The organism is Micromonospora sp. NPDC023644, from assembly GCF_040640115.1.
Classification (GTDB): Bacteria; Actinomycetota; Actinomycetes; order Mycobacteriales; family Micromonosporaceae; genus Micromonospora.
Map to the genome: position 1 here is coordinate 1 of NZ_JBFABA010000041.1, position 16,278 is coordinate 16,278.

Consider the following 16,278-nt stretch of genomic DNA (forward strand, 5'->3'; position numbering starts at 1 on the left):
GCCGCGTCCGGCCCGGACGGGGTGCCCGGTTCCGCGCCGGGCGGCCGGGGGCAGGGCCAGCGCCAGCGCCCGGGCCCAGGCGGCGTCCGTGCCGGTCAGCAGCGGCTGCCACACCGCCCGGGCGACGGCCTCCGCCCGTTCCCCGCCCGCCCGGGAACGGGCCGTCGGGGGCGGCTCGGCGAGGCCGGGCAGGACCCGGCCCCGGGCCGCCAGGTCGGCCGCGAAGTCGGCCAGCTCGGCGAGGTGGCGCAGGGTCGCGCCCGGCACGGCGGCCACCGCGTCGAGGCCGCGCAGCAGGGGCAGGGCGGCGTCGGGGGCGTACCGGAGGACGGGGACCCGCCACCCGGCGAGGGTGACCGGCCCGCGGACCGTCCCGGCGACGTCGGGGCGGACGAGTTCCGGGGAGTCCAGCGGCGTGCCGGCCCGGGTGGGGAGGGCGAGCAGGGCCGTGCCGAGCTCGGTCGGCTCGGCCGTTCCGGCGAGCGCGGCGGCGAGCATGGCGTGGTCGGCGGCGAACGGGTGCGGCCGTTCCCGGGGCGCCCGCCCCGGGCGGCGCGGCGCGTGGGCCGGCAGCGTGCTGTCCTCGGCCCAGACGGCGAGCCCGACGCCCGACCGCCAGACCCCGTGGACGACCAGCACGCGTCCCCCTCCTCGCGACGACCCCGGCGAGGATATCGGGCCGGGCCCGGCGGCCCCGACCAGCACACCGTCGGCCGTCCGGACGGGCGCCCGGCGGGCGGCCGGGTCGGGGGCCGCGATGCCCGGCCGGGCGCTCGGCGGGGCTAGGGTCGGGCGCGTGTACGACCTCCTCGTGATCGGCGGCCTCGGTGTCGACGTGCGGGTGCGGGTGCCCGCGATCCCGCTGCCGGCCGCCGACTCCCTCGCCGTCGACCCGATCGACCTGCGGATCGGCAACACCGGTGCCGGGGTGGCGCTGGCCGGGCACGCGCTCGGGCTCCGGGTGGCGGTGGTCGACGTCGTCGGCGCCGACCCGGCCGGCGACGTGGTCCGGGCCGCGCTGGCCCGCACCGGCGTGCACGCCGTGCTGGGCGACGCGCCGGCCGGCACCCGGCGGTCGGTGAACCTGGTCGACCCGGCCGGCCGGCGGATGTCGCTCTACGACCCGCGCCCCTGGCACGGGCCGGCCCCGTTCCCGGCGGCCGAGGTGGCCGCGCTGGTCGGGCAGGCCACGCACGTGCACCTCTCGATCATGGACTGGACGCTTCCCCTGCTGCCCGCCCTGCGCGCGGGGCTGGCCGACGGTGCCGCCCTCTCCACCGACCTGCACGACTGGGACGGCGGGAACCCCTACCACCGGCCCTTCGCCGAGGTGGCCGACCTGGTCTTCGTCAGCGGCGTCCGGCTGGGCACGAGGGCCGGCGCGCTCGCCGCCGCGCTGGCGCCCCGCACGGTGCTGGTGACCCGGGGAGCGGACGGCGCCGAGCTGCACACCGGTGGGAACGCCCCGACGCCGGTGCCCGCCGCCGCGCCGCCCGGACCGGTCGTCGACACCAACGGCGCGGGGGACGCCTTCGCGGCGGGCCTGATCGCCGGCCGGCTGCGCGGCGCGTCGCTGACCGACGCGGCGGCGTACGCGGCCCGGGTCGCCGCGGCGGCCTGCACCCACGACGGCATGGAGTATCCGTCCGACCTGCTGCCGCGCCGCTGACGCCGGTGCTCGCCGGCTCGTCGCCCGGGTCGGGTCGGGTCGCCGCGCAGGTCCCGCCCGGCCGAGGCGGTCAGACCGCGCCGGTGGCGCCGTCGGTCAGCTCGCGGAGGATGTCGGCGTGCCCGGCGTGCCGGGCGGTCTCCTCGATCATGTGCACCAGGATCCAGCGCAGCGAGACCTCGCCGAGCTGGGGGTGCGGCACGACGTGGTCGAGGTCGAACCGGCCGGCGACCTCCCGCGACCGGGCGCAGGCCCGCTCGTAGGCGGCGGCGAGCCGTTCGACGGTGTCGCCGTCGGTGAGCGTGAAGCTGGCCACCGCGTCCTCCTCGGAGGTGAGGTAGACGTCGCCGGGGCCGGGGGCCAGCAGGCACGGGAACCAGTTCCGTTCCACCAGCGTCAGGTGTTTGACGAGGCCGGCGACGGTGGTGGCCGAGGGCACCAGCCGGCGGGCCGCGTCGGCGTCGGAGAGCCCGCGCAGCTTGCGCAGCAGCACGCCCCGGTGGAAGTCCAGGAACGACTCGAGCACGGCCCGCTCGTCGCCCGTACGCGCCAGCACCGGGCCGAGGGTGGTATCGATCTCCATCTCCGCCATCCACCGACCCTAGTGCCGGGGCGCCCGGGCCCGCTGCCCCGCTATCCCCTGCGCCGCTGGGCCGGGCCGGGCAGGATGGGGCGCATGGCATCAACGGCAGAAATCCCCCTGGTGGGTGGCGTCGCCGACGGCGAGACCGTCACCGTGGAGCTGGACCCGAACGGCCGGCCGCCGCTGACCCACCACCACCTCGGTGCGAAGGGGCTGGCCGAGGCGGAGATCTACGAGCTGGAGTCCGTGGCCGCCGAGGCCGCCCGGTGGTGCTACCGCTGGCGCGGACCGGCGGTCTGAGCCGGCGGGTCAGGCCGCCGGGGCCAGGCTGCGGGCGCGCAGGCTGTCCAGCACGGCGCGGGTGACCTGGGAGGTTCCCCGGGCCTCGTCGCACACCTCGGCCACCCGCCGGGCGGTGGCCTCGGCCCGCTGCTCCCGCTCGTCCCAGAGCCGGTCGACCTCGGCCAGGAGCGGGCCCTCGACCTCCCGCTCCACGCCGCGCAGCGCCGGCACCCCGAGCCGCTGGGCCAGGTCGAAGACCTTGCCGGCGTACGGCAGCGGCAGGAACGGCGTGCCCGCCATCGCGGCGAAGATCAGGAAGTGCAGCCGCATGCCCACGGCCAGGTCGAAGTGGCGCATCAGCCCGAGCACCTGCTGGGGCGAATAGGTGCCGTGCAGGATCCGGCCCCGCTCGGCGGCGACCATGTGCGACAGCACGCCGTGCGAGTGCCGGATGTCGTCGCGCTCCATCGGGACGAAGAGCACGTAGGCGTCGATCCGGTGCACCAGGAAGTCGCCGATCTGGGCGAGCAGGCGGTGGTAGCCGTCGACGTCGAGCCGCTCGGCGGCCCGGCCCGGCTCCCGTACGCTCATCCCGACCAGCCGCTTGCCGGCCGGCACGCCCTCCTCGCGGAGCAGCTCCGCCGGGAAGTCCTCGGGTTCGATCAGGAACGCCGGGTCGGCGGTCACGGTGATCGGGTTGAGCAGCCCCGCCTCCTCCAGCACCATCCGGGACTCCTGGTCCCGCACGGTCACCTGGGTGGCGCTGGCCAGGGTCTCCCGCACCATGCCCGTGTCCACGCCCTCGCTGAGCGGCCCGACCCCCACCGCGTACGTCAGCAGCGGCAGGCCCCGCTCCTGGGCGACCCGGACCACCCGCAGGTAGCGGCGGGCCTCCCGGTCGTAGAGGATGCCGCCGCCGCCGAGGATCAGCACGTCGAGCTGGGCCAGGACCAGCGCCGAGTCGGTCCGGCTGATCCCCTCCCAGGGCACCGCCTCCACGTCGGGATGGGCGATGCGGGTGTGCTCCGGGTTCCGGGAGAAGACGATGATCCGCCCGTTCGGCTCCTGCTCCCGCAGATCGGCCAGCAGACCGCTCAGGATCGCCTCGTCACCGAGGTTGCGACCGCCGTACGAGCCGAGCACACCGATGGTCAGTCCGCCACCATGCCTCATCCGTCGCTCCTCCCCAGGTGCGTCCGGGGCGGGGGTTTCCCGCTGCGCGGGGGAACACTCCTGACGGGCTCAGCCGGCCGGGGAGATCCGCTTCGTCATCTGCTGGGCGGCCACCCGGTAGCCGAGGCTGTGGTAGAGGTGGATGGCCCCGGTGTTGGAGCCGAAGACGTTCAGCCCCAGCTCGGGCACCCCGAGGGTGGCGAGTTCCGCCTCGACGAGCTGGATCATCCGCCGCCCGTAGCCCTGTCTCCGATGTCCGGGATGCACCTCGACGTTGTTGAGCCATGCGGTGTGGGCCCCGGCGGGGCCGCCGGGGAGCGCGACCCAGATCCACCCCACCTCGGCGTCGCCCACCCGGGCCGTGCGGAGCAGGGCGCCGGCGCTGTCGACGCCGTCGGGGAGCTGTTCGCGCAGCTGGGTGGTGGCCCGGTCCAGGGCCGCGGCCGGGGCCAGGCCGCGATCGACGACCATCGCCTCGGCGTACGAGCGCACGAGCGGCTCCCGCCGCCGCGCGAACTCCTCGGCCGTCATGGGCGTCAGCTCCACCACGCCTCCCCTTCGCGGGTCATTGGTCGGCGGCGCCGACCAGCCGGGACACGAACGCCACGACCACGTCGTCGGGGTCGAATCCCGCCTCGACGGACGTGCCGAGCAGGTCGAGCAGCAGCCCGTCCATGGCGTAGTGCAGCAGAGCGACCTCGAACGCGCCACCCGGTATCCCGGAGGCGGGGTGGAACGCGACGTCGTCGCGGTAGCCCCGGCGCAGCGTGTCGCCGAGGATCCGGGCCAGGTCGGGGCGGCGGGCCGCCTCCAGCCGCAGCTCGATCAGCGCCCGCGACTCCCCCGGCGACGAGGCGTCCGATCGCCGCCAGACCGGGAGCCATCCGACGATCAAGCTCGTTGGCATGACGACATTGAACGGAAGAGTTGCCCTGGTCACCGGCGGCGCCCGGGGCATCGGCGCCGCCATCGCCCTGCGCCTGGCGCAGGACGGTGCCGACGTGGCGATCACGTACGAGAACTCGGCCGACCGGGCGGCGGCGGTGGCGAAGCAGATCGAGGCGCTCGGCCGGCGGGCGCTGGCGATCCGGGCCGACAGCGCCGACCCCGCCGCCGTCCGCGACGCGGTCGACCGGGCGGCCACGGGGCTGGGCCGCCTCGACATCCTGGTCAACAACGCCGGGGTGTTCCTGGTCGGCCAGGTGACGGAACTCGGCGACGACGAGGTGGAGCGGACGCTCGCGGTGAACGTCCGTGCGCCGTTCCTCGCCGCGCAGGCCGCCGTGCGGCACCTGACCGACGGCGGCCGGATCATCAGCGTCGGCAGCAACGTCGGGGAACGGACGGTCTTCCCCGGCCTGTCTCTCTATTCGATGAGCAAGACCGCGCTGGTCGGCCTGACCCGGGGCCTCGCCCGGGAACTCGGCCCGCGCGGGATCACGGCCAACCTGGTCAACCCGGGGCCGACGGACACCGACGCCAACCCGGCGGACGGCCCGAACGCCGCCACCATCGCCGGCTTCACCGCGCTCGGCCGCTTCGCCACGCCGGCCGACATCGCCGCGACCGTCGCGCACCTCGCCGGCCCCGAGGCCGGGTACGTCACCGGCGCGGTGGTCAACGTGGACGGCGGCTTCACCAGCTGACCGACGCTCGGGCGCGACGGGAACCGGCTTTCGTCGCGCCCGGGTCCCGCCTCGGATCGGGCCGGACCGGCGGTGGACCCGGCGCCACCGGCCGGGTCACGGCTGCGCCGAGTCCGGCGCCGGGCGGCGTCAGCCGGGCGGCGACACCGGGTGGGTGAGGAACGGCAGGACGGCGGCGGGCAGCGCCGACGAGACGACGATGTCGTGGTGGGTGAGCCCCGGCAGCACGGCGAGCCGGGAGGCCGGGCGGTCGGTGCCGTCCGGGCCGGCATCCCGGTGGCCGCCGCCGAGCAGCCCGAAGAACTCCACCATGTGCGCGGTACGGACCGAGTCGGCGTCGGCGAAGACCAGCAGGGTGGGCACGGCGAGGGCGGCCACCTCCGCCGACCAGTCGTAGTCGCGGCGCAGCAGTTCGCCGGTCTTCGCCCAGAGCCGCAGCCAGTCCCCCGGTCGGGGCGCGACGCGGGTGTAGAGCTCGTGCGGCGGAGTGCCGCGCATCCGCTCGCCCGCCTCCTCGTCGGGCTCGGGCATGCCCGCCAGCACCTCCGGATACCAGCCCTGCCGCCGGCACGGCGCGGAGACGACGACCAGCCGGCGTACCAGCGCCGGGTGCTGGATCGCGGTCCGCAACGCCACGCCGCCGCCGAGCGAGTAGCCCATCACGTCGGCCCCGGTCAGGCCGAGGTGGTCGATCAGCGCCGCGACGTCGTCGGCCATCGACTCGTGGCGCAGCGGACGGTCGACGTCGGCGGTGCGTCCGTGGCCCTGAAGGTCGACCGCGACCACCCGCCGCCGCGCGGCCAGCGCCGGCAGGAGCGGCGCGAACGTCTCCACCGATCCGAAGCCGCCGTGCAGCAACAGCAGCGGGCGGCCCGCACCGCGCTCCTCGTGCCACAGGCGCAGTCCGTCGACCTCCGCGTAGCTCACCGCCCCATCCAACCCCGGCCGTACGCGGCACGTGGGCCATCGGCCGTACGCGGCACGTGGGCGTCGTCCGCGGTTCCGGCGCGACGGGCGCCCCGTCCCGCCGCCCTCGTGAGCTACAGCCGCTTGCGCATCTGGATGGCGGTCGCCTCGAAGCCCATCTGCTCGTAGAGCGCCCGCGCGGGGAGGTTGAAGCCGAAGACGCTCAGGCCGATCGAGACGACTCCCCACTCCCGGCACCGCTTCTCGACGGCCTGGATCATGGCCCGCCCGTAGCCCTTGCGCCGCAGGTCCTGCCGCACCTCGAAGTCGTAGCCGAAGGCGTGCGGACCGTCCGACTTCTGTTCGACGTGCAGCCACAGCATGCCGACCTCGTCGGCACCGTCGTAGGCCGTCCAGAGATGGTGACCCGGCGTCGTCAGGCCGTCGGGCAGGAGCTTCGCGTACTCCTCCTGCGCCTTCTGCTGTGCCTCCGGCACCGGCATCGCGCCGGACTCGGCGATGTGCCGCGCGTAGCTCAATTCCGCCCGCTGCCGGTACCGGAGGTACTGCTCGTCGGTCATCGGCTCCAGTCTCAGCGTCACCCCGACACGGTATTTCAGCCGCTCGGGCCGGGGCGCCCGGAGAGGAGAAAACGGACATTGCGCGCCGTGGGGTCACCGCTGACCGTCAGGCGTGGCGAGCCGTCCCGGCTATCCCGGCCGGACGCACGGGTCCGTGACCGGGTAGGTCGGGCTCTGCGCCGTACGGCCATCCGTCGTGGTCGCCCGCACCGACCAGGTCAGCGCCGCCGCGCGCAACTGCCCGACGGTCGCCTGCGCCGCCGATCCGTCCACCGTCAGGGCCCGTGCCGACGTCCTGCCCCCGGCGGGTGTCCAGCGAACCTCGGCGGCGACGAGCGTGGCACTGCCGGCGGCCCGCACCACGAGGCTGTACGTCTCCGAGCCGCACCGCACGTGAGCGGTGGCGGAGACCGTGAACGGCGCGGCGACCTGCGGTGCGCCGGTCGGCCGGGGCGCGGTCGGAGACCTGGTCGGTGCCGGCGACCCGGTCGGCGCCGGAGGCCTGGTCGGTGCCGGTGCGCCGCCACCGGGTACGACCTCGGGCGCCTCGGTCCGGGCGGCCCCGTCGCCGTCCGCCGGCACGACCGCGGTCCCGGACGTCGCGGCGGCGGCGCCGGCCGGCGGCGGCTCGGCAGCCCGCGGGTCACCTCCCGTGGCCGCGACGGACGGCGGCACGGAGGCGGGTGCCACCGGGCCACCGGCCGGTGAGCCGAGGGTCTCGGACATCGGTTGGCCGGAGGCGTTCCGCGCGGTCGGGCGCCCGGGTGCCAGTGCCCAGGTGCCGAGCGCGGCGAGGAGGACCAGCAGAGCCGCGGTCGCGGCCAGCCGCCGCCGGCGCCGGTCGCGGTTCGCCCGCGAGGTCGTCCGCACGGCGTGCGCCGCACCGCCCGCCACCGCCGCACCGTCGCGGACCACCGCCGCACCATCCAGATCGACGGCCGCGCCCTCCGGGACCACCGCCGCACCGTCCGGGACCACCGCCGCGCCGTCCGGGACCACCGCCCCGTCGGCCGTGGGTGCGGGTCCCTCGACCGGTCCGTCCGCCGGTCCGGCGGGCTCCGACGCGGCTGGTTCGCCGGCCGCCGGCGGCTCGTCGGTGGCGGGGGCGGCCGTGTCCGCACCCGCCGGATCGACTCCCGCGCCGGCCGCCGAGTCGGCCAGGACGTCGGCCGCGCAGGTCTCGGCCAGTCGCGGCCACACCGTGTCGGCGACGACCAGGAAGGCCGGCGCCGTGTACGCCGACAGCAGCGCGGCCGGGCTGAGCTGTTCCCGCCGGAGCAGCCCGCAGACCGCACAGCCCTCGATGTGCCGCGAGACCCGCTTGCGCAGGGTCGGGGTGAGTCGGCCCTGCCAGCCGTCGAGCAGGCCGGCGAGGGTCGGGCAGTCCCGGGCTCCGGTGCGGGCCACCAGCAGCGCCCCCAGCGCCCGTTCGAGCTGCGAGCGGGCGCGCGACAGGCGGGCGTGCGCGTGGTTCGCGGGCACCCCGAGGGCCGCGCCGATGTCGGCGGACGACAGGTCGTGGCGGATGGCCAGGTGGACCACCTCACGGTCGCCCGGGTTCAGCGCGGCGACCGCGGTGTGCACCAGGTCGCGTACCTGATCGGCGTTGACGCCCGTGCCCGGGTCAGCGATGTCGGCCACCGGCTCGCCGGCCTCCTCCAGCGGCAGGGAGCGGGACCGCTCCCGCAGCTGCCGGAGGCACTCGTTGCGCACGATCGCGTACAGCCAGGAGCGCAGCCGGTCGGGCTCGCGGAGCTGGCCGATGCGCTGGCTGGCGGTGAGGAACGCGTCGTGGACCGCGTCCGCGGCGGCCTCCGGCTCGCGCAGCATGGTCCGGGCGTACGTGTAGAGCCGATCGGCGTACCGCCGGTACATGCCCTCCAGCCCGGCCCGCTCGCCGCGGCGCACCGCCTCGACCAGTGCGGTGTCGTCCCGTGCCGCCGTGTCCATCCGTCTCCCTCGCTGCTCGTCGACGGGTCCAGTAGAACCGCGGGTTTTTTTCTTCGGGTCTTTCTGTTGGCATCCCGACCCGACCGCGCTCCTACCGGTGTCAGCAATACCGAACAGCCCCGAGAAAGGTAGAGACATCATGCGAGAGGGATCGAACCGCACCCGGTGGACGCGTCGGACGGCCGCCGTGGGGGGAGCCACGCTGAGCGCGCTCGTACTCGGCCAGCTGGCCCTCGCCGGGCCGGTGGCGGCGGTGCCCGGGCTGAGCGTCAAGACGACGACCGGCCCCAGCAACAGCAGCGCGAAGACGCAGAACACGGCCTGCCCGGCCGGCACCAAGGTCATCGGCGGCGGTGGCGCGATCACCGGCTCCGGCCTCGGGCAGGTCGGCATGGACATCATGCGTCCGCTGATCGGCGGGGACGCGTACTCGGTGACCGGCCGGGAGGACGAGAACGGCGTCGGCGGCAACTGGGCGGTCACGGCGAACGCGATCTGCGCCACGCCGCCCCCGGGCCTGGTGATGGTGTCCGGCAGTTCGGCGCCCAGCTTCGGCACGTCGAACTGGTTCGAGAAGTCCTGCCCGGTCGGGAAGCGCGCCATCGGGGTCGGTGGCGCGGTCGTCGGGGCGGCGAACAGCGAGGTCGTCCTGGAGGACCTGCGCATCCACCAGAACAGCGTCGTGGTGGCGGGTGCCGAGGACGGCACCGGCTTCGCCGGCAGCTGGTGGCTGGACGCGGTCGCGATCTGCGCCGACCCGCTGCCCGGCGAGCAGCGCGTGATCGACGACAGCGTCTACAGCTCCGCCGCCACCCAGTCGATCACGGCCACCTGCCCGGCCGGCACGCGGGTGCACGGGGTGGGCGGCGAGATCCTCGGTGGCGACGGGCAGGTGCGCCTGACCCAGATGCGGGCCACCACCTCGACCGTCGTCACCGTCGCCGCCGCCGAGGACGAGAACGGCTTCAGCGGCAACTGGAAGGTGCGCGCGTACGCCGTCTGCGCGAACTGACCCGCGGCGTCCCTGGGTCCCGCGCCGGACGTCCGGCGCGGGCCCAGGGACACGACGATCCCGACGCAGCGGGCCGCCGGTCATCCGGCGGCCCGTCAGCGGGCGCAGGCAAGGTGCGGCGCCCGACTAATCGGTTGGCACCGCGCCGCCGCACCGCACTACCGTGCCGGTCGTGCCCATCCACGTTGACGAGGTCCGCGCCACCGTCGGTCAGGTGCGCCGCCTGGTGGCGGCCCAGTGCCCGCCGTGGGCCGACCTTCCCGTGACACCCCTGGCCGACGAGTTGGAGGGCACCGACCACGTGCTGTTCCGGATCGGCACCGACCTCGTCGCCCGGATGCCCAAGATCGCCTGGGCGGTCGACCAGGCCGATTCCGATGCTCGCTGGCTGCCCCTGCTGGCGCCCCACCTGCCGGTGCGGATCCCCGTTCCGCTGCACGTCGGCGAGCCGGGAGAGGGCTACCCGTGGCGATGGACGGTGGTGCCGTGGGTCCCGGGCGGGACACCGCCCCGGCTCGGCTGCGACGACGTGCCCCTGGCCCGCGACGTGGCGGCCTTCGTCCACGCCCTGCACCGGGTGGATCCCGCCGGAGGCCCGGTCAAGCCACCGGGTTCGCGCGGGTCCGCCCTGCGCCACGTCGACGCGGCCGTCCGCCGTGTGCTGCCGCGCCTCGCCGAGCATGACGACGGCTTCGACGTGGCCGCGGCCGAGGCCGCCTGGGACACCTGCCTCGCCGCTCCCGACTGGGACCGGGACCCCGTGTGGATCCACGGCGACCTCCAGCCGGGCAACCTGATCACCGACGCCGGCCGGCTGGCCGCGGTCGTCGACTTCGGGGCACTCGGCGTCGGCGACCCGGCACCGGACGTGGCACCGGCGCTGTGGACCTTCACCGGCGCGGCCCGGGACGCGTACCGGGAGTCGATCGGGTACGACGACGCCACCTGGCACCGCGCCTGCGGCTGGGCCCTCGCACCGTCGCTGACCGGCATCGACTACTACCGGCACACCTTGCCCCGGATGGCCGAGCACGGCCGCCGGATGGTCCGCGCAGTGATCGCCGAACTGGCGTGAGCGCCACCGCCGGCCGGGTGCCTCCGCGCTCGGCGGACCCGCCGGTCGCAGCGCGGCACGCGACGAACCCTGATGTTCAGGTCGGGGCAGGGTCATCGGCCGTGACCCTGGTCCTGCCGCCGCGCCTCACCGCCTCGGCGGAAAGCCTGCGCGACGCCGCTCAGCGACGCGGACTACGCACCATCCAGCTCCGCACCTTCGAGGTACCCGCCGGGATGCACGCCGATCACCTCCTTGCGGGCCCGAGCTTCGCCGACGTCGTCGCACCGCTGCTCGGGATCGCCCTCCTGGAGGCCGCGCCCAGCTGGCTGGCTCGGCTGCCCCGTGACCTCACCCGCCGGGAGATCGACCTGGTCGCCATCGGCGAGGCCTACGAACTCCGTCGACCAGTGTTCATCAAGTCACCCAACGACAAGAACATCCCGGCGATGATCTACACCGACGGCTCCCGCCTTCCCGGCCCGGATGCCGTCGACCGGCGGACTCCGGTGCTCGTCAGCGACATCGTCGACTTCACCGCCGAGTACCGGCTGCACCTGCTCGACGGGGTCGTCCACGCGGGCAGCCAGTACGCTGAGCACGGCCGGTCACGCCTCGGCCCCGCGTCGGCCGACGCGCTGGCCTTCGGCACCGACCTGCTCGCCGGATACGGGCACACGCTGCCCTCCGCCATCGTCGTGGACGTGGGACTGATTGACGGCCGCTGGGCCGTCATCGAGGCGAATGCCGCGTGGGCCAGCGGCGCCTACGCAGCAGACCCGGATCTGGTCCTCGACGTCGTCCTCCGCGCGGCCGGCCCGACGGCCTCTGTCAGCGCGCGCGACCGACGGTTCATCCGGCGGCCGCAGCGACCCGAACCGGCCCCTCGGCCCGCTGCGGACAGCGGTACCCGATGACCGCGCCGTCGGCTGCCGTCCAACCGGAGGAGCCTGACCCCTTCGTCACGAAGGGATACAGCATAAACGAGTGTGGTTGGCACTGCGCCCACGGCATCCTCGTGCGATGAGCGAGCGGCAATCCCGAGAAGAACGGGCGGCAGCGTTACGCGCCTTACTGCAGAAGGTTCAGGTCGCGGAGTGCTGGCAGCCGCTCGACCCGTCGTCCTACATTGACGTGGCGGTACGCCGGTGGACCAGCTCGGGCCGGCGCATCAAGCCTTCCAAACGCACGCCCGAGAACCAGATTCGAGATCTGCTACGGGGGTTCCGGGAGGCGCAGAGCGAAGAAGACCTCATCTACGGGGAGCCGGGGTGGCTGGAACACCTGGCGGAACGCTTCGGCGCTGCACTGCTCGCAGCCGACCAAGCCGACGAGACTGCTGCGCCGCCCTCTCGGTGACCACCTCGCCATCCCGTCTGCGGTGGCCCCGGGTTCCCCGCTCTCCGCGCCAGCCGCCGGGCGTCAGGCGTGAGGCGTGAGGCCGTCCCGCCGCACGTTCGTGCAGGCCATCGCCCGACATGCCGACGTGAAAATCACCCTGAAGGCCTACTCACACGCGAACCCTGAGGCCATGCGGCAGGCGCTCGGCAAGCTCGACGGGCGGCTTTCATGACCCGGTTGCTGTCACCGTTGCTGTCATCGGCCCGATCTCTGATCTTCGGACCGATGGCGGTGATGGGTGGGCGCGGCAGGTTTCGAACCTGCGACCCCTCGCTTGTAAGGCGAGTGCTCTCCCGCTGAGCTACGCGCCCGGAACGCCCGTACGGCGGGCCGGAGGGTGGCAAGCTTACCCTGCCCTCCACCGGCCCGGTCGTACGGCGTGCCCGGTTGTCAGGCCGCGGTGGCGTCGGCGAGGGCCTTGCGCCAGCCCTGCTGGTCGCGCGCCTCACCCGGCATGTTCATCTCGGCGAAGCGGACCACGCCCGCCTTGTCGATCACGAAGGTGCCCCGGTTGGCGATGCCGGCGACGTCGTTGAAGACGCCGTACGACTGGGCGACCGCGCCGTGCGGCCAGAAGTCGGCCAGCAGCGGGAACTGGTAGCCCTCCTTGTCGGCCCAGATCTTGTGGGCGTAGACCGAGTCGACGCTGACGGTCAGCACCTGGACGTCGTCGTTGACGTAGTCGTTGAGGTTGTCCCGCACCTCGCACAGCTCACCCTGGCAGATCCCGGTGAAGGCGAGCGGGTAGAAGACCAGCAGCACGGTGCGCTTGCCACGGAAGTCCGAGAGCCGGACCTCCTGGTTGTTCTGGTCCTTGAGCACGAAGTCCGGCGCCTCGGCGCCAACCTCGATCGGCATGCGAGCTCCTCAGGATGGGGTCGGATGGGCAACAGCCTGCCACACCCGGCAGCGGGCGCCGCCGGGTGATCGCCTACGACGGCCTACTTCTTGCCCTTGGCCCCGCGGCGCAGGACGAGGCGGGCGCCGCTCCAGTCCCGGCCGGCGTTGACGGTGGAGGTCTGCTGGAGGCCGGCGGTGGGCGCGGACTCGGCGACCTCGCTCGGCTCGACGTGCCCCTCGCGCCCCGCCTTGGGCGTGAGCAGCCACACGACACCGTTGTCGGCCAGCGGACCGAGGGCGTCGACGAGGAGCTCGAAGAGATCACCGTCGCCGTCCCGGTACCAGACCAGCACCGCGTCGACCACCTCGTCGGTGTCCTCGTCGACCAGCTCTCCACAGCGGTCGGTCAGGGCGTCCCGGAGATCCTGGTCGACGTCGTCGTCGTACCCCATCTCCATGACGACCATCCCCGGTTCGATCCCGAACCGGTCCGCCAGGCTGCGTACCCCGTCGGCGGCCTGACCAGCGGTCGCGCTCACTGTCGCGTGCCTCCTCATCTCATCCCTGCCCGCGGCGTCGCGTCGACGCCGTCAGGCAAAGTCCACACAGTTGTGGCTCCCCGCGCAAGTGGCGCACCGGGTGGAACGGAATTTACCGTGCCAGAAGCGTGCGGGCACCCTGGGTAATTGCTTCCTCGGAGACCAGAACGTGACGGGCCGCCGGGCCTAATGGTACAAACGAGTCAACTCCGGCCACTCGCCGCGCCGCTCCGACATATCCGGCATCCACGAGGGCCGCGATGACCCCCTCGCCGACCCCGCCGGAGCGGCGGGTCTCGTCCACGACCAGCACCCGGCCGGTCGCCGCCGCCTCGCGGATGACGTCGGCCACCGGCAGCGGGGACAGCCAGCGCAGGTCCACCACCCGGGTGCCGATCCCCTCGTCGGCGAGGGTCGCCGCCGCGCGCAGCGACATCGGCACCCCGTTACCGAAGGTGATGATCGTGACGTCCTCGGCGGAGCCGACGCCGTAGACGCGGGCCCGCCCGATCGGCACGTGCCCGCCGGTCCACGCGCCGGGCTCCGCGTAGTGGGCCAGCCACTCGCCGTCGCCGTCGGCGTACAGGTCGCGGGTGTGGTAGAGCGCGATCGGCTCCAGGAAGACGCAGACACTGCCGTCCACCGCCGCGCTGGCCAGGCAGGTGCGCAGCATCGGCGCGGCGTCGTCCGGCCGCGCCGGGACCGCGATCACCAGGCCCGGCACGTCCCGGAGTACGGCCACCGAGTTGTCGTTGTGGAAGTGCCCGCCGAAGCCCTCCTGGTACGCCAGGCCGGCCACCCGCACCACCATCGGGTTGCGGAAGGCACCCTGCGAGAAGAACTGCATCGTGGCGGCCTCGCCACGCACCTGGTCCTCGGCGTTGTGCAGGTACGCCAGGTACTGGATCTCGGGCACGGGCAGCATCCCGGCCAGCCCGGCGCCGAGCCCCAGCCCGAGGATCGAGGTCTCGTCGAGCAGCGTGTCGAAGACCCGGGCCGCGCCGAAGCGGTCCCGCAGCCCCTTGGTCACTCCGTAGACGCCGCCCTTGACGCCGACGTCCTCGCCGAACACGGCCATCTGGGGGTGGTCGAGCATCCCGTCGGCGAGCGCGGCGTTGATGCTCTGCGCCAGCGTCAGCGGGCCGGTCAGCTCGGGCGGCCGGCCACCGAACGCCTCCGTCCGGGCGGCGGCGCCGGGGCCCGCCGCGCGGGCCGCCGCGTCGGCCACCGCCCGGGAGACCCGCACCGGCCGGCGGGGGGCCAGCGGGGCCACCACCTCCGCGGGCGCGCTCAGCTTCGGCTCGTCCAGCACCTCCTCGGCGATCCGGCGCACCTGCCAGCCGATCTCGTCGTAGCGGGCCAGCAGCTCCTCGCCGGTGGCGACCCCGGCCCCGACCAGCAGCCGCGCGGTGCCGGCGAGCGGGTCACGGTCCAGGTCGGCGGCGATCTCCCCGGCGCTGCGGTAGGCGGTCTCGGCGTCCGCGCCGGCGTGCCCCATCAGCCGTACGGTCGACAGGTGGAGCACGGCGGGGCGCCGGTGCCGGCGCACCCAGGCCGCCGCCTCGGTCGCGACCTCGTACGCCCGCACCAGGTCGTCGCCGTCCGCCGCGAAGTAGCGGACCCCCGGCTTGGACCGCAGCGTGGTCTCCACCCACCCCCTCGGGGAGCGGACGCTGATGCCGAGCCCGTTGTCCTCGCAGACGAAGAGCACCGGGATGCGCAGGCCGGTGTGGTCGTACCAGCCGGCGGTGTTGAACGCGGCGGTGGCGCTGGCGTGGTTGACCGAGGCGTCGCCGAACGAGCAGACCACGATGGCGTCCGGCGGCCAGGACGCCTGCGCGGCGCCCCCACCGCTGCCGACCCGCACCCCGTCGCGCCGGCCGGAGGTCTCCAGCCGGCGGAGCCGCTCCACCGCCAGCCCCATCCCGACGGCGCGGGGCAGGTGCGAGGCGATGGTGGAGGTGGTCGGGACGACGGCCAGGTCGGCCCGGCCGAAGACCTTGTGCCGCCCGCCGGCGACCGGCTCGAGGCTGGAGGCCACCATGCCGCGCAGCACGTCGCGGGCCGCCTCGGCGTACGCCGGAGCGAGCGGCCGGGCCGCGACGGACCCGGCGCCGCCGGTGGGCTCGTCCGGGTCGGCGGCGTCCGGCCGGGAATCGTCGCCGGTCCCGGCCGGGTCGGCCTCGACGGGCCCGTCGGCCGCGGCCGGCTGCTCGGCCTCGGGGCGCTCGGCCTCGGGGCGCTCAGGCGGCGCCGGCCGGTCGGCCTGGGCGGCGCGGACGCAGTAGAAGGCGCCCGAGCGGTAGTGCAGCAGCGCCGGGTCGGTCGCACGCAGCGCGGCGGCGACCGCGGCGTTCCCCTCGTGGCCGGCGGAACCGATCGTGTAGAAGCCCTCGCCGAAGCTGCGCAGCCACCGGCCGGCCAGGTCGAGCTGGCGGCTGGTGGCCTGGGCGTCGAAGAGGTCCAGCGCCCGCGCGCCGGTCAACGTCGTGTCGTCGGTGACCGGCCGTGCCGGGTCACGCCGCTGCGGCGGGGTGGCCAGCGCGGCCAGCGTCTCCCGGAACCGGTCGTCGAGATCTTGCGGGGTGGTCACGTCGGACAGCATTACCGACAAGCGGCCTGCGCGCCCACTCGGACACGTT

At 74.8% G+C, this 16,278-nt stretch carries 18 protein-coding genes, 1 tRNA gene and 1 pseudogene; 8 read left to right on the plus strand and 12 right to left on the minus strand.

What is annotated here, in order from left to right:
• Window positions 1–639, minus strand: a pseudogene (locus AB0G08_RS23220) (ATP-dependent helicase); the annotation flags it as partial.
• A gap of 157 nt (window positions 640–796) precedes the next feature.
• On the opposite strand from AB0G08_RS23220, the gene AB0G08_RS23225 reads away from it, so the two are divergent.
• Window positions 797–1,669 (plus strand): PfkB family carbohydrate kinase, encoded by an 873-nt coding sequence (locus AB0G08_RS23225; protein WP_358091399.1) that lies wholly within the window; start codon window positions 797–799, stop codon window positions 1,667–1,669.
• Between the two features lie 70 nt (window positions 1,670–1,739).
• Here the strand turns inward: AB0G08_RS23225 and AB0G08_RS23230 are convergent, their stop codons facing one another.
• Window positions 1,740–2,261, minus strand: coding sequence for a DinB family protein (locus AB0G08_RS23230; RefSeq protein WP_358091401.1), 522 nt, complete (start codon window positions 2,259–2,261; stop codon window positions 1,740–1,742).
• A gap of 84 nt (window positions 2,262–2,345) precedes the next feature.
• Here AB0G08_RS23230 and AB0G08_RS23235 point away from each other — a divergent pair, with 84 nt between their 5' ends.
• The gene (locus AB0G08_RS23235; RefSeq protein WP_358091403.1) at window positions 2,346–2,552 is read left to right on the plus strand and encodes a hypothetical protein; all 207 of its coding nucleotides are present in this window, start codon (window positions 2,346–2,348) and stop codon (window positions 2,550–2,552) included.
• Window positions 2,553–2,561: 9 nt separating this feature from the next.
• Here AB0G08_RS23235 and AB0G08_RS23240 read toward each other — a convergent pair whose 3' ends face one another.
• From AB0G08_RS23240 to AB0G08_RS23250, 3 genes are all read right to left on the minus strand, one after another.
• Window positions 2,562–3,707, minus strand: coding sequence for a polysaccharide pyruvyl transferase family protein (locus AB0G08_RS23240; protein WP_358091405.1), 1,146 nt, complete (start codon window positions 3,705–3,707; stop codon window positions 2,562–2,564).
• Window positions 3,708–3,776: 69 nt separating this feature from the next.
• On the minus strand, window positions 3,777–4,253 hold the full coding sequence (locus AB0G08_RS23245) for a GNAT family N-acetyltransferase (RefSeq protein WP_358091407.1): 477 nt from the start codon (window positions 4,251–4,253) through the stop codon (window positions 3,777–3,779).
• A gap of 19 nt (window positions 4,254–4,272) precedes the next feature.
• On the minus strand, window positions 4,273–4,614 hold the full coding sequence (locus AB0G08_RS23250) for a hypothetical protein (RefSeq protein WP_358091409.1): 342 nt from the start codon (window positions 4,612–4,614) through the stop codon (window positions 4,273–4,275).
• Between AB0G08_RS23250 and AB0G08_RS23255 the strand changes: the two genes are divergently transcribed.
• On the plus strand, window positions 4,613–5,353 hold the full coding sequence (locus AB0G08_RS23255; RefSeq protein WP_358091411.1) for a 3-oxoacyl-ACP reductase family protein: 741 nt from the start codon (window positions 4,613–4,615) through the stop codon (window positions 5,351–5,353). The genes AB0G08_RS23250 and AB0G08_RS23255 overlap by 2 nt on opposite strands.
• A gap of 129 nt (window positions 5,354–5,482) precedes the next feature.
• Here AB0G08_RS23255 and AB0G08_RS23260 read toward each other — a convergent pair whose 3' ends face one another.
• From AB0G08_RS23260 to AB0G08_RS23270, 3 genes are all read right to left on the minus strand, one after another.
• Window positions 5,483–6,280: an alpha/beta fold hydrolase gene (locus AB0G08_RS23260; protein ID WP_358091413.1), complete on the minus strand. Its 798-nt coding sequence runs from the start codon at window positions 6,278–6,280 to the stop codon at window positions 5,483–5,485.
• Between the two features lie 113 nt (window positions 6,281–6,393).
• The gene (locus AB0G08_RS23265) at window positions 6,394–6,861 is read right to left on the minus strand and encodes a GNAT family N-acetyltransferase (protein ID WP_358091415.1); all 468 of its coding nucleotides are present in this window, start codon (window positions 6,859–6,861) and stop codon (window positions 6,394–6,396) included.
• A 108-nt stretch (window positions 6,862–6,969) separates the two neighbouring features.
• On the minus strand, window positions 6,970–8,790 hold the full coding sequence (locus AB0G08_RS23270) for a sigma-70 family RNA polymerase sigma factor (RefSeq protein WP_358091417.1): 1,821 nt from the start codon (window positions 8,788–8,790) through the stop codon (window positions 6,970–6,972).
• A gap of 139 nt (window positions 8,791–8,929) precedes the next feature.
• On the opposite strand from AB0G08_RS23270, the gene AB0G08_RS23275 reads away from it, so the two are divergent.
• The 5 genes from AB0G08_RS23275 to AB0G08_RS23295 all read left to right on the plus strand — a co-directional run bounded on the left by AB0G08_RS23275 (window position 8,930) and on the right by AB0G08_RS23295 (window position 12,429).
• Complete coding sequence (locus AB0G08_RS23275) at window positions 8,930–9,802, plus strand: hypothetical protein (RefSeq protein ID WP_358091419.1); 873 nt, start codon at window positions 8,930–8,932, stop codon at window positions 9,800–9,802.
• A gap of 172 nt (window positions 9,803–9,974) precedes the next feature.
• Window positions 9,975–10,877 (plus strand): aminoglycoside phosphotransferase family protein, encoded by a 903-nt coding sequence (locus tag AB0G08_RS23280; RefSeq protein ID WP_358091421.1) that lies wholly within the window; start codon window positions 9,975–9,977, stop codon window positions 10,875–10,877.
• Window positions 10,874–11,773 (plus strand): ATP-grasp domain-containing protein, encoded by a 900-nt coding sequence (locus tag AB0G08_RS23285; protein ID WP_358091423.1) that lies wholly within the window; start codon window positions 10,874–10,876, stop codon window positions 11,771–11,773. The genes AB0G08_RS23280 and AB0G08_RS23285 overlap by 4 nt, the downstream gene beginning before the upstream one ends.
• 106 nt (window positions 11,774–11,879) lie before the next feature.
• A complete protein-coding gene (locus AB0G08_RS23290; protein ID WP_358091425.1) occupies window positions 11,880–12,215 on the plus strand; it encodes a hypothetical protein in 336 nt (111 codons plus the stop codon).
• 76 nt (window positions 12,216–12,291) lie between these two features.
• Window positions 12,292–12,429 carry a hypothetical protein gene (locus AB0G08_RS23295; protein WP_358091427.1) on the plus strand — a complete coding sequence of 46 codons (138 nt, stop codon included), beginning with the start codon at window positions 12,292–12,294 and terminating at the stop codon, window positions 12,427–12,429.
• A 67-nt stretch (window positions 12,430–12,496) separates the two neighbouring features.
• On the opposite strand, the gene AB0G08_RS23300 is transcribed toward AB0G08_RS23295, so the two are convergent.
• The 4 genes from AB0G08_RS23300 to AB0G08_RS23315 all read right to left on the minus strand — a co-directional run bounded on the left by AB0G08_RS23300 (window position 12,497) and on the right by AB0G08_RS23315 (window position 16,241).
• Window positions 12,497–12,568: transfer RNA gene (locus AB0G08_RS23300), tRNA-Val, on the minus strand.
• Window positions 12,569–12,647: 79 nt separating this feature from the next.
• Window positions 12,648–13,115, minus strand: a complete 468-nt coding sequence (locus tag AB0G08_RS23305; protein WP_358091429.1) for a peroxiredoxin — start codon at window positions 13,113–13,115, stop codon at window positions 12,648–12,650.
• A gap of 83 nt (window positions 13,116–13,198) precedes the next feature.
• On the minus strand, window positions 13,199–13,636 hold the full coding sequence (locus AB0G08_RS23310) for a DUF3052 domain-containing protein (RefSeq protein ID WP_121400356.1): 438 nt from the start codon (window positions 13,634–13,636) through the stop codon (window positions 13,199–13,201).
• A 112-nt stretch (window positions 13,637–13,748) separates the two neighbouring features.
• Entirely contained in the window at window positions 13,749–16,241 is a 2,493-nt protein-coding gene (locus AB0G08_RS23315) for a thiamine pyrophosphate-dependent enzyme (RefSeq protein WP_358091431.1), read from the minus strand.
• Window positions 16,242–16,278 lie beyond the last annotated feature (37 nt).